Here is a 16075-nt window from a genome sequence, read left to right as displayed (position 1 = left end):
AATTTCATCAATAAATTATATATATGTCAATTTCGCCTATCTTAAAACAAGACGCTTTGGAATACCACTCAGCGGGTAAACCAGGCAAAATAGAAGTTAAACCCACCAAATCAACCGCTACTCAGCGTGATTTATCTTTAGCTTATTCTCCAGGAGTAGCAGAACCCTGTTTGGAAATTGCCGATTCAGTAGAAAAAGTATATGATTATACAGCTAAAGGGAATTTAGTTGGAGTGATTTCCAATGGAACGGCTGTTTTGGGCTTAGGAAATATTGGACCTGAGGCTAGCAAGCCAGTGATGGAGGGAAAAGGGGTTTTGTTTAAAATATTTGCAGATATCGATGTTTTCGATTTAGAATTGGCTTGTACAAATCCAGATGAATTTGTAGAAACCGTGGTTCGATTAGAGCCAACTTTTGGTGGAATTAATTTGGAAGATATTAAATCGCCAGAATGTTTTGAAATCGAAGAAAAGCTGAAAGAACGTTTGTCTATTCCCATCATGCACGATGATCAGCATGGAACAGCCATTATATCTTCTGCAGCTTTAATCAATGCTTTGGAATTAGTTAATAAAGATATCAAAAAGGCCAAATTTGTGGTTTCAGGAGCTGGAGCCGCTGCGATTTCTTGTATCAAATTGTACTTGAAATTAGGTGCGCAGATTGAAAATTTCTACATTTTTGATAAAGATGGATTAGTTTCTAAATCTAGAACAGATCTAAATCCTTATTTAAAACCTTTGGCTTGTGAAATAGAGAAAGAACCTACTTTGGCAGAGGCGATGGTCGGGGCAGATGTGTTTTTAGGTTTATCAGTGGGAAATATTTTAAAAAAGGAAATGGTGGCTTCTATGGCTGCTAATCCCATCGTTTTTGCCATGGCCAATCCTACTCCTGAAATTGGTTATGAAGATGCTAAATCGGTTAGAGACGATTTAATCATGGCTACCGGTCGATCAGATTATCCGAATCAAGTCAACAATGTCTTGGGTTTTCCTTTTATTTTTAGAGGTGCCTTAGACGTTAGAGCATCTGCAATTAACGATGAAATGAAGTTGGCTGCCGCAAAGGCGTTGGCATGTTTGGCTAAAAAACCAGTGCCAGATATTGTCAATTTAGCCTACAATGAAAAAAGTATGAGTTTTGGTCCAGAATACATAATTCCAAAACCCGTAGATCCTCGTTTAATTACCTCCATTTCGATGGCAGTAGCCAAAGCAGCCATGGAGTCTGGCGTGGCTACGAAACCCATTCTAAATTGGGATGAATACGAAAATCAATTGACCAAACGTCTCGGTTTAGATAATCAGGTGATGAAGTTTATTCTGAAACGTGCCAAATCGAATCCCAAGAGAATTGTTTTTGCCGATGCTGAAAACCTAAAAGTATTAAAAGCGGTACGTGAAGTTTTGGATGAAGGAATTGCAAAACCCATTTTATTGGGAAATAAAGCGGTTATTGAATCCATTAGTTCAGAACATCACATAGATTTGTCAGGCACTGAAATCATTGATATCAAGACAGATGAATTTAAACCTTTGTTAAAAGATTTTGCGGATTTGTTTTACGAAAAAAGAAAGAGAAGAGGCTACACGCGCTGGGAAGCAGATAAACAAGTTAGAAAAAGTAATTATTTTGCTGCTATGTTACTTGAGACGGGAAGAGCTGATGGTGTTATTTCAGGTTTAACAAAAAATTACCCAGAAGCCATTCGACCTGCCTTGCAGATCATTGGAAAGAAAAAAGGGGTCAATAAAGTGGCTGGTATGTATTTACTTTTAAGTAAAAAAGGTCCATTATTCTTTTCTGACACGACCATTAATTTTCAACCCAATGTCAATGATATTGTAGAAATAACTCAGTTGACTGCTGAAGCTGTGGAGCGTTTTAACATCACCCCACGGATTGCATTGCTAAGTTATTCCAACTTTGGTTCTGCAGATGGTGAAGATGCCTTGAAAATGAGAGAAGCTACTCAGCTTTTGCAAGAAAAACATCCTGAATGGATCATAGAAGGAGAGATGCAAGCGCATTTGGCCTTTGATAAAGAATTGCGTCAGCAAAATTATCCCTTCGCTAAATTGGGTAATGACACAGCCAATACATTGATATTCCCTAATCTTTCTGCAGCTAATATTGCATATAATTTACTGAAAGAAGCAGCTGAAATAGAATATGTTGGGCCTATTTTATTGGGACTCAAAAAGCCGGTCCATGTTCTTCAACTAGGAGCTAGCGTTCGCGAAATTGTGAATATGGTTGCCATTGCAGTCGTAGAGGCTCAGTCGGTTTAATTCTTTGAATCAGACATCCAAGCTTTACGCAATGCCATTTGCTCTTGATTGGGATGTTTCATTTCTTGAATGAGATTAAATTGATTGTCTTCAATCAATCTAAAAGGGGCTTTGAGCGTAAAGGTATCAAAGCCCTTTTCTTTGTTTGGGCGGGCTATTTGTAGTTCAATGATTTGACCTACTTGCACCGTGCTCATAAATCCACCAATACTATTAGAGAAATTCTCCATATCCAATGGCATAGAATTGATTGAGATTAATTCATCTTTTGACATTAATCCCATCGATTGTCCAAATTCATCTATACTGGCCGCTGAGTTAATAACAAGCCGATGTGTAGAAGAGTTGACACTTAATCCTTGAAAATCGAATCCAAGAGAGCGTTTGGTATTTTTTATTTCTCTCGTTTTTAGTTCAAATCCAATCCAGTTTAGCCACTCATTCAAGGGTATCGTTTCATTACCTTTGATATAAGCATCAATAAACTCTTTGATTTTATCTTGTCGACTAATTTTGACCAAATCTGGAAACAGGTGATCGTCTTTAAAAGATTGGTTTTTTCCATATTTAGCGGAAAGGTCTTTTAAGAGATCTTGTGTGCCATATTTTCCATTTGACCATTTTCGCAATGATAAATCTAGTCCAAAGCCCAAAATAGCACCTTTTTGGTATACATTGCTATATTCAGACTTATACTTGTCCAATACGTTTTTACTCATGGTCGTAAAAGGAATGGAATTGTCAAATTGCACATTCATGGTTTCCCATTTCTCTTTCAGATTTCTCATGAATCGGTTAATCTCTTGATCGGCTTTTAATTGGGCATGATGTGCCGCATATTCTGTTAATCCTTCGTAGAGCCATAAATGTTGTGACATTTTAGGTTCTTGAAAATTGAAATTTCCAATTTCCTCCGAATGGATATTCAAAGGAGTCAAAACATGGAAAAATTCATGCGCACTTACATCCGCAATGGTTTGGCCCAAAGTTTGAATATTGCCTTCTGGTAAATAGTAAAAAGAAGATTGAGCATGTTCTAAAGCACCATAACTTCCGTTTTTTAAATGATCAGACAAAATAATTAAATAGGCATATTTGTCAACAGGCAGGCTTCCACCCATGTAATTTTTTTGTAGTTCTAAGAGTGGTTTGATTTTTTGAGCAACCTGAGAGGCATTCAACACTTTGTTAGGTGTAAATACAGAAATTAAAATTTCCGCATTGGCAATGGTAAATCGTACTGTATCTGGCTCTGAGTACATCAAAGGAGAATCTACCAATTCTTGGTAGGAATCAATTTGGAATATATCTTTTTGATTTTTGTTATTCGCCGTATTTTTCAAGGAAGTGGCTCCATAAAATCCTTTTGGTTTTTGAATTTCTAATTTCAATTTAGTTTTTTCAAATCCTTCAAAATAGCCAAAAAGGCAATGGGTGTTCAATGCAAACAATTGATTTTTACTAAATGAACTTCCTGCAGGTTCAAAAATATATTCACCTTCAATTTCCGGACTATCCCAAGTGTCATCTACCCAATAACTTATTCGATTAAGAGTTTTCGCTGCTTTGATCAAATAACCATTTGGTCCAACTTTTTTGACACTCAATTCTTTTCCATTTTTGTCAAATGCCTTGAAATCACTTATATATCGACCATAATCGTAATTGGCATAAGTCCCAGGTACAATTTTAGGTAAGTAATATGTAATCGTATTTCGATTCCATTGAGGCACGTTTACATCGATTTTCAATTGGTCATTTTTGACATTTGTTAAATCCACCGAATATTGGATTTCATTTTGAGACCAAAGGTTGAATGAAACAAAAATAAGAAGGAAGGAGAGAAATTTATACATCAGTTCTTGTACGATAGGGCTTCTTGAGGATTGATTTTTTTGATAAATAAAGTAGGAAGAGTAATAATAAGTCCTACCAATAAACAAGTTGCGAGATTGACATAAATCCAAGTGTCTAATGACCAATAGATGGGAACAGAGGTCATGTAATAGCTTTCTGGATCTAATGGGATTATTTTGTATTGGTCTTGTAGGTAACAAAAGGTAAGTGCAATGACATTAGCTAAAGCGAGTCCTCTCAATAAAATAAAGAATCCATTCCACCAAAAAATGCGTTGTATTTGAGAATGATTGCATCCCAGAGCTTTAAGTAAACCAATCATTGGAATTCTTTCCAATATTAGAACCCACAAAGTGGCAATTAAATTAAATCCAGCAACGATTAATAATAAACTGATAAAAATGACAATATTTCTATCTAGCATCATCATCCAATCAAACATGGCTGGGTAGATTTCATAGACTGTGTCTAATTTCCATTCCAAAGGAAGTTGTTTTTCAATTTTTTCAGTGGCCAAATTAAAATCTACATTCGGTTGATAAAACACTTCATACGTACCTAGAGAATCACTTGTCCAACCATTCATCTTTTGAACCCAATTAATATCAGCTAAGACATACATTTTGTCTAATTCCTCAAGACCTGTTTCATAAATACCTGTTATTTTTACTTTACGTGGTCTTTCTGGATTACTTAAAAAATAGACAATCAATTTGTCGTTTACCTTCGCTTTTAATTGTTTGGAAAGTGCTTTGCTAATGATGATGGTTTGAGAGCCATTTAATTTGGGGCTACCTGAAACCAGATTTTTTTCTAATTGCAGAGTAGGCACATCTTTTCCAATACCTTTGATCACCACACCGCTTAATCCAACTTCCCCCACTAAAATACCCGGTTTTTGTACATGGGCTTGGAGATGGTTCACGGCAGGATTTTTTCGAATGGAATTCTCCCAAGCGATATTTCGCGTCATTGGACTTTCAGAAAGGGAATGATTGGCGCTAATTTTACTGATGCGTATATCACCTGAAAAGTTGATTAATTTTTCAATGATGGATTCTTTGAAACCAAAAAGAATGGAAAAGGAAATTAAAATTATCGCCGCTCCGATTGCTACCGTACCAATACCGACGTAAGTGACCGTCTTTGAAAAAGAGGTATCCTGCGTATTTCGAATCCGTCGTGCGACAAAAAGAGGGAAATTCATTCTTTAAATATTCGTTAAATTTATTGATAAATTATTCGATATTTGGGAGTTTAAAATTTCCGCAAATAAAATAATTATGAAATTATTCTGCAAAAATAGCTTTTTATTGTTCTGTATTTTCATATTGACCACGAATGTCTATGCAACAAAAGGCAAAGAGCCGCAACCCGGTGCTTACCAATTAAACGCTTATTTAGGACAATTGTTAGGTAAAAACGTTGCTTTAGTGGTTAATCATACTTCGATGGTGAATTCAACCCATTTGGCAGATACACTTTTAAGTAGGGGAGTGAAAGTGAAAAAGTACTTTGCACCTGAGCACGGTTTTAGAGGAAGTGCAGATGCCGGTTCGCACATCAATAACGAAGTAGATCAAAAAACAGGATTACCCATAATTTCATTATATGGAAAACATAAAAAGCCCACGAAGGAAGATTTAGAAGGGATTAATTTGGTTGTTTTTGACATACAAGATGTGGGAACAAGATTTTACACCTACATTTCTACTTTGCAATATGTCATGGAGGCCTGTGCAGAGAACAATGTTCCTTTATTGATTTTGGACCGAGGGAATCCCAATGGTAAGTTCATAGATGGTCCAGTGCTGGATCGTAAATTTTTGTCTTTTGTAGGTATAAATCCTATTCCATTGTTACATGGTTGTACCATAGGTGAATTAGCACAAATGTTTAATGGTGAGAAATGGTTGAACAATGGAATTCACTGTGATTTGACAGTGATACCAGTTAAGAATTATCGACATTCTGATCCTGTACATATTTCAATAGCCCCTTCTCCTAATTTGCCCAATGACCAAGCCATCGCTTTGTATCCATCTTTGTGTTTATTTGAAGGAACCAATGTCAGTGTGGGTAGGGGAACAGATTTGCAATTTCAAGTCGTAGGTACCAATGTTCCAGGATTGGGTGATTATCAATTTACTCCAGTACCCAAACCGGGGGCCATGGATCCACCTTTGAAAAATCAAGTTTGTTATGGTTTTGATTTAAGTAAAATTGAAACAAAAAACATGGGATTGAATTTGAAATATTTGTTTTACTTTTTTGAGCAAACAGGGAAGAAGGAATCGTTTTTTACAAGCCCCGCTTTTTTTGATAAGTTAGCAGGAACAGATCAGTTGCGTTTGCAAATGATTGCTGGAAAAACAGAAGAGGAAATTAGATCCTCATGGAAAGAGGCTTTGAATGAATATAAAAAAATGAGAAAAAAGTATATTATTTATCCTAAATGAAAAATTATTAAAATTATTTAGAAAAAATTCCGACCTTTGCTGTTTATTTTCAAGCAATTCTAGGTAATGACGGAAAAAATTATAATTCTTGACTTTGGTTCTCAGGTTACACAATTGATCGCTCGTAGAGTACGTGAACTCAAAGTATATTGTGAAATTCACCCCTATAATAATATTCCTGCCTTAGATGATTCTGTTAAAGGAATTATTCTTTCAGGTAGTCCTTGTTCAGTACGAGAAGAAGATTCTCCTCGTATCGACTTATCCGTTTTAGGCGATAGACCTATACTAGGGATTTGTTATGGAGCTCAATTGCTGGCACACATAGGTGGAGGCAGTGTTCAAGCTTCAAAGCATAGAGAATACGGTCGTGCACATTTGACGAGTGCAAAAGAACATGTTTTATGGAAAGGCGTATCCGCGAACAGCCAAGTATGGATGTCGCACGGTGATACTATCATTGAACTTCCTTCTGAATATGAAGTAATCGGTTCTACGGAGTCGGTGAAAGTGGCAGCATTTTCGCACAAAACTAAATCTATTTATGGTATTCAATTCCACCCAGAAGTAACGCATAGTACAGAAGGAGGAGTGATTCTTGGGAATTTTGTCGTAAATGTTTGTGCTTGTGCTCAAACTTGGACATCCGATTCATTTGTTGAATCGACCGTTGCGCAACTAAAAGAGAAGTTGGGTAATGATAAAGTTGTTTTAGGATTATCTGGTGGAGTAGATAGCTCGGTTGCAGCTGTCTTGTTACATCATGCTATTGGTAAAAATTTATATTGCATATTTGTTGATAACGGACTTTTACGTAAAAATGAATTTGAAGAGGTATTAGAATCCTACAAGTCATTAGGTTTGAATGTAAAAGGTGTTAATTCCAAAGACCGTTTTTATGGTGCTTTAGCAGGTTTAAGTGATCCTGAGCAAAAGAGAAAAGCGATTGGTAAAACATTTATCGATGTGTTCGATCACGAATCTCATTTGATTGAAGGCGTTGCTTGGTTAGGTCAAGGAACCATTTATCCGGATGTCATTGAATCTGTTTCCGTAAAAGGACCATCTGCAACCATCAAATCACATCATAATGTTGGCGGTTTACCTGATTTTATGAAATTGAAGGTAGTGGAGCCATTAAATACCTTGTTTAAAGATGAGGTGCGTTTGGTTGGTAAAACATTAGGAATACCTCAAGAAATTTTAGGTCGTCATCCTTTTCCTGGACCAGGATTAGCCATTCGTATTTTAGGTGATATTACGCCAGAGAAAGTTGATATTCTACAAAAAGTCGATGCCATTTTTATCAATGGTTTAAAATCGGAAGGTTTGTACAATCAGGTTTGGCAAGCAGGTGCTATTTTGTTACCAATTCATTCGGTAGGAGTGATGGGCGACGAAAGAACTTATGAGCAAGTTGTGGCCTTACGTGCTGTAACTAGCTTAGATGGAATGACAGCTGATTGGTGCCATTTACCTTATGAATTTTTGGGTAAAATATCCAATGAGATCATTAACAAAGTCAAAGGCGTGAACCGCGTGGTTTATGATATTTCTTCTAAGCCGCCTGCTACGATTGAGTGGGAATAGTTTTTAAATTATGAATTATGAATTATGAGTTATATTTTACCCATAATTCATAATTCATAACTCATAATTCATCTCGCTTCCTCCGCCAAATAAATCACAGTTTCAGTCGCTTTTTGCATATCTTGAACGGAAACCCATTCGTGTTTGCTGTGAAATGCATGTTCTCCTGCGAAGATGTTAGGGCAGGGTAATCCCATAAATGTTAAACGTGAACCGTCTGTTCCACCTCGGATAGAGGTTAGGCTTGGCTCTAATCCTGCACGTTTCATGGCATTTAATGCAAATTCCAAACATTCTGGATGATTCACCAGTATTTCATTCATGTTTCTGTATTGTTCTTTTTGCTCGTATTCAAAAGACGAATTGGGATAATTTTTTAAGATTTCTTTAGCTAAAGAAATAATAAATTGTCCATATAATTCCAGTTTTTTGGTATCAAAATCACGTAAAATAAAATCGATTCGAGCTTCTTCAACGCTTCCGTTGATGCCTACTGGATGAATAAATCCTTCTTTGTTTTCAGTTGTTTCTGGACTCAAAGTAGAATTGGGAAGTGCAGTGACAATTTCAGAAGCGATTTTTAAGGCGCTTTCCATTCTACATTTGGCAAATCCTGGATGTTGAGAAACTCCTTTGATGATAAGCGTGAATCCGTCAGCAGAAAAAGTTTCATTTTCTAAATGGCCTCGTTTTTCACCATCTAAAGTATAGCCGTATTTGGCATTGATTTTCTTTAAATCAATTTGTTCCGTTCCTCTTCCTACTTCTTCATCTGGGGTAAATACAATTGAAATAGGACCATGTTTTACTTCTGGATTACTTTGCCAAAAATGGACTGCATCCATGATTTCAGCCACTCCAGCCTTGTTGTCTGCGCCTAAAAGGGTTGTACCGCTGGCTGTGACAATATCATTGCCAATTTGTTCCAACAAATCAGGATGTTCTTTTGCTCGAATAATCTGGCTCGTATCATCTGGAAGTACAAGATCTTGTCCTTGATAATTGGTATGTACAATCGGTTTAACATGGGTTCCTGAACAATCTGGTGAGGTATCAATATGAGCTAAAAAACACAAAGTCGGTTTTTCTTCGGATGTATTGGATGGAAGAAAAGCATATACATATCCGTATTCATCTGTATGAGCATTTTCCACTCCCATATTTTTTAATTCATCTACTAAAACAATTGATAGATTTTTTTGTTTTTCAGTAGAAGGGAAGGAGGTAGAATAGGGATCTGATTGAGTATCGATTTGCACATATCTAAGAAAGCGTTCCAAAGATGTGAAAGAGTAATTTTTAATTATTTGAGATAAATCGCTCATAAATCCTCGTTTTTTTTGAAATATATTAAGAAAAAATTGTGATAAATAAATTTATTTTTTTTGTATTTGTAAAGGTAAGCAACCTTTCAAAATTCCGTGTTATATTTATGGTTTCAATTTCTAAAATGTGCTATACTGTTTTGGACTTTGGAAAAATTAGATCAAGTATAAAGCTTAATTGAATATGTCTCAAACTGCTGTTATCAACCTTGAAGGGAAATCCTTTGAACTGCCTACTTTGGTAGGAACTGAAAATGAAAAGGCTATTGATATTGCCAAATTACGTGATTTGTCAGGTTTTGTTACCTACGATCCGGGATTTAAAAATACAGGAGCAACAAAAAGTGCCATAACCTATTTGGATGGTGAGGAAGGGATTCTTCGTTATAGAGGTTACAGTATTGAAGAATTAGCTGATAAAGCCACTTTTATTGAAGTTGCTTATTTGTTGATTTATGGTGAACTACCTACTCAAGTTCAATTAGATGAATTTTCAGCTGCTATTTCAGCGGAGGCTGTGCTTAATTCAGGCATTCATTCAATCACCAATGGATTTCCAGTAGATGCACATCCAATGTGTGTCATTTCTGCTGCTGTGGGTGCAATGTCTGCTTTTAATTCAACAGATGCTCCTGGAGATGACGAAAAGAGCATTTTTAGATTATTGGCTCAGTTGCCAATTATGTCTACTTGGTCATATAAAAAATCAATTGGAGAAGAAGTCGTGCAACCAGATGTTAGCTTAGACTATGTTTCAGGATTTTTGAAATTAATGTTTGCGAAAGCAGGAGCTAGTTATGAAGTGGATGCAGTTGTAGCAAAAGCTTTGAATAAATTATTGATTCTTCATGCAGATCACGAACAAAACTGTTCAACATCAACTGTTCGTTTAGTGGGTTCTTCTCATGCTAATTTGTATGCATCTATTTCTGCAGGAATCAACGCTTTATGGGGTCCATTGCATGGCGGTGCTAACCAAGAAGTAATAGAAATGTTGGAAGCTATCAAAGCAGATGGAGGAGATACAGATAAGTACATTGCAATGGCTAAGGATAAAAATTCGGGTTTCCGTTTGATGGGATTTGGTCATCGTGTGTACAAAAACTTTGACCCTCGTGCGAAAATCATTAAAAAAGCAGCTGATGATGTTTTGAAAGCTTTGGGCGTTAACGATCCAGTTTTATCTATCGCTCAAAAATTAGAAGAAGCAGCATTGAATGATGAGTACTTTGTAGCTCGTAAATTATACCCAAATGTTGACTTTTATTCTGGTATTATCTATCGTGCTTTAGGTATTCCAACCAATATGTTTACTGTTATGTTTGCGATTGGTCGTTTACCTGGTTGGATTGCACAGTGGAAAGAAATGAGAGCCAATAAAGAGCCAATTGGTCGTCCTAGACAAATTTATACAGGTGCTACTTCAAGAAATTTTGTTGAAATTTCTAATAGATAACACCCCTGTTTTAACATATTTTAAGCTTAAAAGGCTTCTCGATAGAGAAGCCTTTTTTGTTTTATAGCAGATATAAGTCTAATTTTGTAGCACTTATGTTGCAAAAAACACATCACTATTTGATAAAGTTTATTCTAATTTCGATCTTTTCGCTACTTGGAATAAGCTTATTGGCTCAAGAAGACTCTACCGGTTTAGCATCCTTTTACAGTAAACGCCTAAGTGGACGTAGAACTACATCCGGTGAAAGATTTAATTCCTACAAATACACTTGTGCCCATCGAACTTATCCTTTTAATTCTTGGTTGGAAGTTACTTCTCTAAGAACCCAAAAGAAAACATTTGTTCGCGTTAATGATCGAGGACCTCACAAAAAAACTCGTTTGATAGATGTTTCCTATGTCGCTGCTAAAGAATTAGGCATCATCGGAGTTGGCATTGCTGCCGTTAAAGTCCGTCTCTTAGAGCAAAAGGAATTGACAGATTCTTTGTTGGCTGTTTTGAAAAAGAAAGAAAAGAGAGGTAAGAGGTAATAGGTAATAGGTAAAAGGTAAAAGAGAAAACTTACCTATTATTGCGAATTAAGGGTCAAAAACTAAAATTCCGTATCCTTTTCAGAAATTGAGGCTAAATCAAATTTGATTATCTTTTTTCTTACCAACAATATAATTTTCTGGCTAATTCTTTTTGCATGGTATTTCTTATTTTGAAAAAAGAAGAAATAGCGTTGGCTGAGCACGGTTGCTGAACTTGTCGAAGCACCTAAGCCAAAAGCGTAAAAGAGAAATGAAAATCAGATATTTTGACTCTTAATTCGCATTATTACCTATTACCTATTACCTATTACCTTTTACCTTTTACCTTTTACCTTTTACCTATTACCTCTTACCTCATTTCAATCTCGATTCTCCGATTTTTTGCTTTTTCTTTCGATTTAGATTGTGATTGACCGAAGCCTTGGAATTGAATTCTATTACTAGGGATTCCTTGTTGGATTAGATAGAGTTTAACAGATAGTGCCCGTTTTTCAGATAAAATTTGATTCAAATCCTCATTGCCATTTTCATCTGTATGACCATTTATTTTAATGGATTGTGTGGGATTTTCAATCAAAAAATCAGTCAATTCAATTAAACTTTTTGGGATTTCTTTTGGAAGTTCCCATTGATTATTGGCAAATTGAACATCATCAAATTTAATCGTTTCAAATGATTGAGAGGTCTTAGGCTTCTTTTTGTTAATACTATTTTTAAGCCAAATTTCTTCAGGAATAATGATGGAGTAGATCAAATCTTCTCCTTCATTAGTACTACTTATCAAAAATTCATTTTGAGATTCTCCAACTGAAAATCCTGCCTCATCATTTGGAGTATTAATTTGTAATATATTTTGGCCTTTTTGGAAATTGTTTTGAATCTTTAAACTTTGATAAAAATCGAGGCCGCCTTTTCCGCCCATTTGATCACTGGAGTAAATTAAAATGTTTCTATCGTCAATAAAATAAGGACCTTGTTCATCAAATTTGGTATTTATGTTGTCGCCTAGATTCACGGGTGCTTGCCAAATGCCTTGTTTGTTTTTTGTCGATAACCATAAATCTCGCTTTCCTTTGCCACCTGGTCTTTCTGATGAAAAATATAATTGTTGACCATCCTTCGATAAATTTGGTTGCCCCTCCCAGTCGTGTGAATTGATAAAAAACCCTAAATTTTTCGGCTTTGACCAATTTTCATTGATCCATTTGCTTTCAAATAAGTCGCAACCTCCATAGGAATTTGGATAATCGCATCCTGTAAAAATCAATGTTTTGCCATCATCGGATAAGCAGGCAGTCCCTTCATTATTTTCTTCATTTAAGATACTTAGCGGAGCAGGTTTTGAAAATGCTTGGTTTTCAAATGAAGAATAATATAAATTTTCGTCTTGGTTTTTATTCTTTCTGGCGGTGAAAAAAAGACTTTTAGTAGTTGTTGAATAATGAGGGAAATATTGTGAATGAAATAGATTGATAGAATCTATTGCTTGTCGCTTAATCAAAAAAGTACTATCCGAATTTTGAAAGATAGATAGCAATGAAACTAAGCAGATACCTAACATATCAAGGAATTTGAAGGAATTTATGCGTTTGTACGGAAATATTCCAGGTCGGGTTTGATTTTACAAATTCTACAATCAATGGATTATTTTCCAATTGTCTTGACCATTCTGGTTGCAATAAAAGCAAAGCATCTTCAGGTAATTTATCGACAAAAGTCGTTGCCCATTCGATATCAGAGGTATGATAAATGACTACTTTTAATTCATTGACTTTTGAAAATATTTCAGGGTTAGCTTCTTTGAATTTTTTGGGAGAAAAACATACCCAATCCCAAATTCCAGTTACATTTTCACAAACTCCTGAGGTTTCTATATGTGTTCGAAATCCAGCTTCTTTGAATGCCATCGTTAAATGCGTTAAATCATGCATCAAAGGTTCCCCACCAGTAATAACTACGATTCTTCCAGGAAATTCTAAGGCTTCGTTTACTAAATTTTGTACTGATTTCTTCGGATGGGCATTTATTGGCCAAGATTCCTTTACATCACACCAATGACAACCCACTTCACATCCACCTAAACGGATAAAATAAGCAGCATGACCTTGAAATTTACCTTCCCCTTGAATGGTATAAAAAGATTCCATCACGGGGTACTCAAAATCATTTCTTTTTAAATCGCTTTTTATATCTTTGAAGTCTGATTGCATGTTTAGCTTTATTTGCTTGTAAAATTAAGCTTTGAAATGTAATTATACTAATAGGATAGCGTTCTTATATCAATGAACCATCCTGTCTTTACAAAATCATGACAAAAAAAATCATTATTAGATTTCTTGTTTTGAGTAGTTGGGGAATTTTATCTCTCTTATTATTAAATGCATGCTGGTCTGCACGTTGCCCGAAAGTAACATGTAGGGTGCAAGTTGAGCACCGACATGGTGATCGATATTATCGACCAAGGCAAGCATTTTCTTGGATGTATACGCCAAGGTATAAACATGTAAGGACATCCAATTATGCAGGTGCAGGTCCAAATCAAGTGGAAACTAAAAAAGCTTGGTACAAAAAAATCATACCAAGTAGAAATTCGAATAAACCGCGAAAATAATTATGTCTAAACTATTTCTTGCTGCTGGGGTATTGAATCAAACGCCCTTAGATTGGAACGGAAATCGCGATCGAATCATTCATTTAATTGATGAGGCTCAAAGTAAACAAATCAATATTTTATGTTTACCTGAATTATGCATTTCTGGATATGGTTGTGAGGATCAGTTTTTAGCGCAATATACCATTGAACAAGCTTGGAAAAGTTTAACATTGATTGCACAAAAGGTTCAAAATACCTTAGTTATATTGGGTTTACCGATTCGATGGGAGGGTAAATTGTATAATGTGGCAGCTTGTCTGTATCAACAAAAAATACAGGCACTTATTCCCAAACAACATTTAGCCAATGATGGTGTACATTATGAGGCTCGCTGGTTTACCCCATGGCCTAATCAAAAATTAAGTACATTTACGATAAATGATCAAAATATTCCATTTGGGGATTATCGAATTCAACTAGGAAATTATTGCCTTGGGATTGAAATTTGTCAAGATGCTTGGGAAGGCGCGCAACGTCCTGCTTATAGTTTGGCAAAACGTGGAGTGTCATTGATATGTAATCCTACTGCTTCCCATTTTTCATTTGGTAAATCAGAGATTCGTAAGAAATTAGTGTTGGAAGGTGCTTCTATTATTCAAGGGGCTTATCTTTTTGCTAATTTATTAGGTAATGAATCGGGCCGAATTATTTTCGATGGCGATGCCTATATAGCCAATGAAAATGGCATATTGGCTGAATCTAAACGATTTTCTTATCGTGATTCACAATTGATTTTTGCTGAAATGGATTTGAAAAAAGTAGAGCATGATGGTGATGATATCATTAATATAGGTACTTTTTCAATCAATAATCCATCGACATTTGTTTCTTCAAATCATTTCATTGAAAATTGGGAAAAAGGTGATAGTAAGAAAGAGGAAGAGTTTGCAAGGTCTGTTGCTTTAGGTCTTTGGGATTATATGCGAAAGTCCTATTCCAATGGTTGGGTGATATCCTTATCTGGCGGTGCCGATTCCTCAGCGATTGCAAGTTTATGTTATTTGAGTATTCAAATGGCATTTCAAGAGCTGGGATTAGATCAGATGAAAGAAAGGCTATCTTTTATTCCTTGGATGAAGCAAATAGAAAGTATTGAAGATTTGACACATCGGTTAATTACTACGATGTATCAAGGTACCCAAAATTCCTCTTCAGATACGCGAGAATCAGCATTTAATTTAGCCAATTTTATCCATTCAGATCATTTTGAAATAGAAATTGACACGTTGGTCGAAGGTTATCAGCATATCATAGAAAAAGTGATACAGAGAGATTTGACTTGGGAAAAAGACGATATTGCTTTACAAAATGTTCAAGCTAGGGTACGTAGCCCAAGTATTTGGATGTTGGCAAATATAAAAAATGCTTTGCTTTTGGCTACATCTAATCGTTCAGAGGCGAGTGTGGGATATGCCACGATGGATGGTGATACTTCTGGTTCAATTTCTCCAATAGCTGGAATCGATAAGAGTTTTATCCGGATCTGGTTGAAATGGTTGGAAGAAAAAGGATTGAATGGAAGCTTACGAGTAACGGGATTGTCTAGTGTCAATCAATTAGAACCCAGTGCAGAATTAAGACCCTTGTCGAGCAAGCAAATTGATGAAGAGGATTTGATGCCATATCCGATTTTAAATTCCATAGAACGCATGGCATTCTATGATAGATTATCACCCAAGGAATGTTTGCAAAAAATTAAGCTAGAATATGGTCATTTGTTTTCAGATGAAAAATTATTAGCGTTTTGCCAAAGGTATTTTAGATTATGGGCCAGAAATCAATGGAAAAGAGAAAGGTATGCTCCGGGGTTTCACGTAGACGATTATAGTTTGGATCCCAAATCGTGGCTTCGTTTCCCTATTTTATCTGGAGGCTTGGAAAAAGATTTATTTTAAAAAAGAA

At 35.7% G+C, this 16075-nt stretch carries 12 protein-coding genes; 7 read left to right on the top strand and 5 right to left on the bottom strand.

The window, feature by feature from the left end; translation table 11 throughout:
- The first annotated feature begins 23 nt into the window (after positions 1 to 23).
- Positions 24 to 2297 (top strand): NADP-dependent malic enzyme, encoded by a 2274-nt coding sequence (locus tag V7S79_RS03605; RefSeq protein WP_459489186.1) that lies wholly within the window; start codon positions 24 to 26, stop codon positions 2295 to 2297.
- Here V7S79_RS03605 and V7S79_RS03600 read toward each other — a convergent pair.
- Both V7S79_RS03600 and V7S79_RS03595 read right to left on the bottom strand, forming a co-directional pair.
- A complete protein-coding gene (locus V7S79_RS03600; protein ID WP_459489185.1) occupies positions 2294 to 4153 on the bottom strand; it encodes a M61 family metallopeptidase in 1860 nt (619 codons plus the stop codon). The genes V7S79_RS03605 and V7S79_RS03600 overlap by 4 nt on opposite strands.
- Positions 4153 to 5361 (bottom strand): ABC transporter permease, encoded by a 1209-nt coding sequence (locus tag V7S79_RS03595; RefSeq protein WP_459489184.1) that lies wholly within the window; start codon positions 5359 to 5361, stop codon positions 4153 to 4155. The genes V7S79_RS03600 and V7S79_RS03595 overlap by 1 nt, the downstream gene beginning before the upstream one ends.
- A 76-nt stretch (positions 5362 to 5437) precedes the next feature.
- On the opposite strand from V7S79_RS03595, the gene V7S79_RS03590 reads away from it, so the two are divergent.
- Both V7S79_RS03590 and guaA read left to right on the top strand, forming a co-directional pair.
- Positions 5438 to 6613 carry an exo-beta-N-acetylmuramidase NamZ family protein gene (locus V7S79_RS03590; RefSeq protein WP_459489183.1) on the top strand — a complete coding sequence of 392 codons (1176 nt, stop codon included), beginning with the start codon at positions 5438 to 5440 and terminating at the stop codon, positions 6611 to 6613.
- Between the two features lie 66 nt (positions 6614 to 6679).
- A complete protein-coding gene (gene guaA, locus V7S79_RS03585) occupies positions 6680 to 8203 on the top strand; it encodes a glutamine-hydrolyzing GMP synthase (RefSeq protein ID WP_459489182.1) in 1524 nt (507 codons plus the stop codon).
- 68 nt (positions 8204 to 8271) lie between these two features.
- On the opposite strand, the gene pepT is transcribed toward guaA, so the two are convergent.
- Positions 8272 to 9528, bottom strand: coding sequence for a peptidase T (gene pepT / locus V7S79_RS03580; RefSeq protein WP_459489181.1), 1257 nt, complete (start codon positions 9526 to 9528; stop codon positions 8272 to 8274).
- 184 nt (positions 9529 to 9712) lie between these two features.
- Between pepT and V7S79_RS03575 the strand changes: the two genes are divergently transcribed.
- Together V7S79_RS03575 and V7S79_RS03570 are read left to right on the top strand one after the other, a co-directional pair.
- A complete protein-coding gene (locus V7S79_RS03575; protein WP_459489180.1) occupies positions 9713 to 10984 on the top strand; it encodes a citrate synthase in 1272 nt (423 codons plus the stop codon).
- 95 nt (positions 10985 to 11079) lie between these two features.
- Positions 11080 to 11517, top strand: coding sequence for a septal ring lytic transglycosylase RlpA family protein (locus V7S79_RS03570; RefSeq protein WP_459489179.1), 438 nt, complete (start codon positions 11080 to 11082; stop codon positions 11515 to 11517).
- 352 nt (positions 11518 to 11869) lie between these two features.
- Here the strand turns inward: V7S79_RS03570 and V7S79_RS03565 are convergent, their stop codons facing one another.
- Positions 11870 to 13081 (bottom strand): OmpA family protein, encoded by a 1212-nt coding sequence (locus V7S79_RS03565; RefSeq protein WP_459489178.1) that lies wholly within the window; start codon positions 13079 to 13081, stop codon positions 11870 to 11872.
- Between the two features lies 1 nt (position 13082).
- Positions 13083 to 13667 carry a 7-carboxy-7-deazaguanine synthase QueE gene (locus V7S79_RS03560; protein ID WP_459489269.1) on the bottom strand — a complete coding sequence of 195 codons (585 nt, stop codon included), beginning with the start codon at positions 13665 to 13667 and terminating at the stop codon, positions 13083 to 13085.
- A 161-nt stretch (positions 13668 to 13828) separates the two neighbouring features.
- Between V7S79_RS03560 and V7S79_RS03555 the strand changes: the two genes are divergently transcribed.
- Together V7S79_RS03555 and nadE are read left to right on the top strand one after the other, a co-directional pair.
- On the top strand, positions 13829 to 14131 hold the full coding sequence (locus tag V7S79_RS03555; RefSeq protein ID WP_459489177.1) for a hypothetical protein: 303 nt from the start codon (positions 13829 to 13831) through the stop codon (positions 14129 to 14131).
- A 2-nt stretch (positions 14132 to 14133) separates the two neighbouring features.
- Positions 14134 to 16068, top strand: coding sequence for an NAD(+) synthase (nadE, locus tag V7S79_RS03550; RefSeq protein ID WP_459489176.1), 1935 nt, complete (start codon positions 14134 to 14136; stop codon positions 16066 to 16068).
- Positions 16069 to 16075 lie beyond the last annotated feature (7 nt).

It is taken from the genome of Aquirufa sp. ROCK-SH2, from assembly GCF_054558315.1.
This window is presented reverse-complemented; position numbering and strand designations above follow the sequence as displayed.

What these genes read in the sequence shown, in the direction of transcription:
- V7S79_RS03605 (WP_459489186.1), top strand. Translation starts at nt 24, where the DNA reads ATGTCAATTTCGCCTATCTTAAAACAAGACGCTTTGGAATACCACTCA.
- V7S79_RS03600 (WP_459489185.1), bottom strand. Translation starts at nt 4,153, where the DNA reads ATGTATAAATTTCTCTCCTTCCTTCTTATTTTTGTTTCATTCAACCTT.
- V7S79_RS03595 (WP_459489184.1), bottom strand. Translation starts at nt 5,361, where the DNA reads ATGAATTTCCCTCTTTTTGTCGCACGACGGATTCGAAATACGCAGGAT.
- V7S79_RS03590 (WP_459489183.1), top strand. Translation starts at nt 5,438, where the DNA reads ATGAAATTATTCTGCAAAAATAGCTTTTTATTGTTCTGTATTTTCATA.
- guaA (WP_459489182.1), top strand. Translation starts at nt 6,680, where the DNA reads ATGACGGAAAAAATTATAATTCTTGACTTTGGTTCTCAGGTTACACAA.
- pepT (WP_459489181.1), bottom strand. Translation starts at nt 9,528, where the DNA reads ATGAGCGATTTATCTCAAATAATTAAAAATTACTCTTTCACATCTTTG.
- V7S79_RS03575 (WP_459489180.1), top strand. Translation starts at nt 9,713, where the DNA reads ATGTCTCAAACTGCTGTTATCAACCTTGAAGGGAAATCCTTTGAACTG.
- V7S79_RS03570 (WP_459489179.1), top strand. Translation starts at nt 11,080, where the DNA reads ATGTTGCAAAAAACACATCACTATTTGATAAAGTTTATTCTAATTTCG.
- V7S79_RS03565 (WP_459489178.1), bottom strand. Translation starts at nt 13,081, where the DNA reads ATGTTAGGTATCTGCTTAGTTTCATTGCTATCTATCTTTCAAAATTCG.
- V7S79_RS03560 (WP_459489269.1), bottom strand. Translation starts at nt 13,667, where the DNA reads ATGGAATCTTTTTATACCATTCAAGGGGAAGGTAAATTTCAAGGTCAT.
- V7S79_RS03555 (WP_459489177.1), top strand. Translation starts at nt 13,829, where the DNA reads ATGACAAAAAAAATCATTATTAGATTTCTTGTTTTGAGTAGTTGGGGA.
- nadE (WP_459489176.1), top strand. Translation starts at nt 14,134, where the DNA reads ATGTCTAAACTATTTCTTGCTGCTGGGGTATTGAATCAAACGCCCTTA.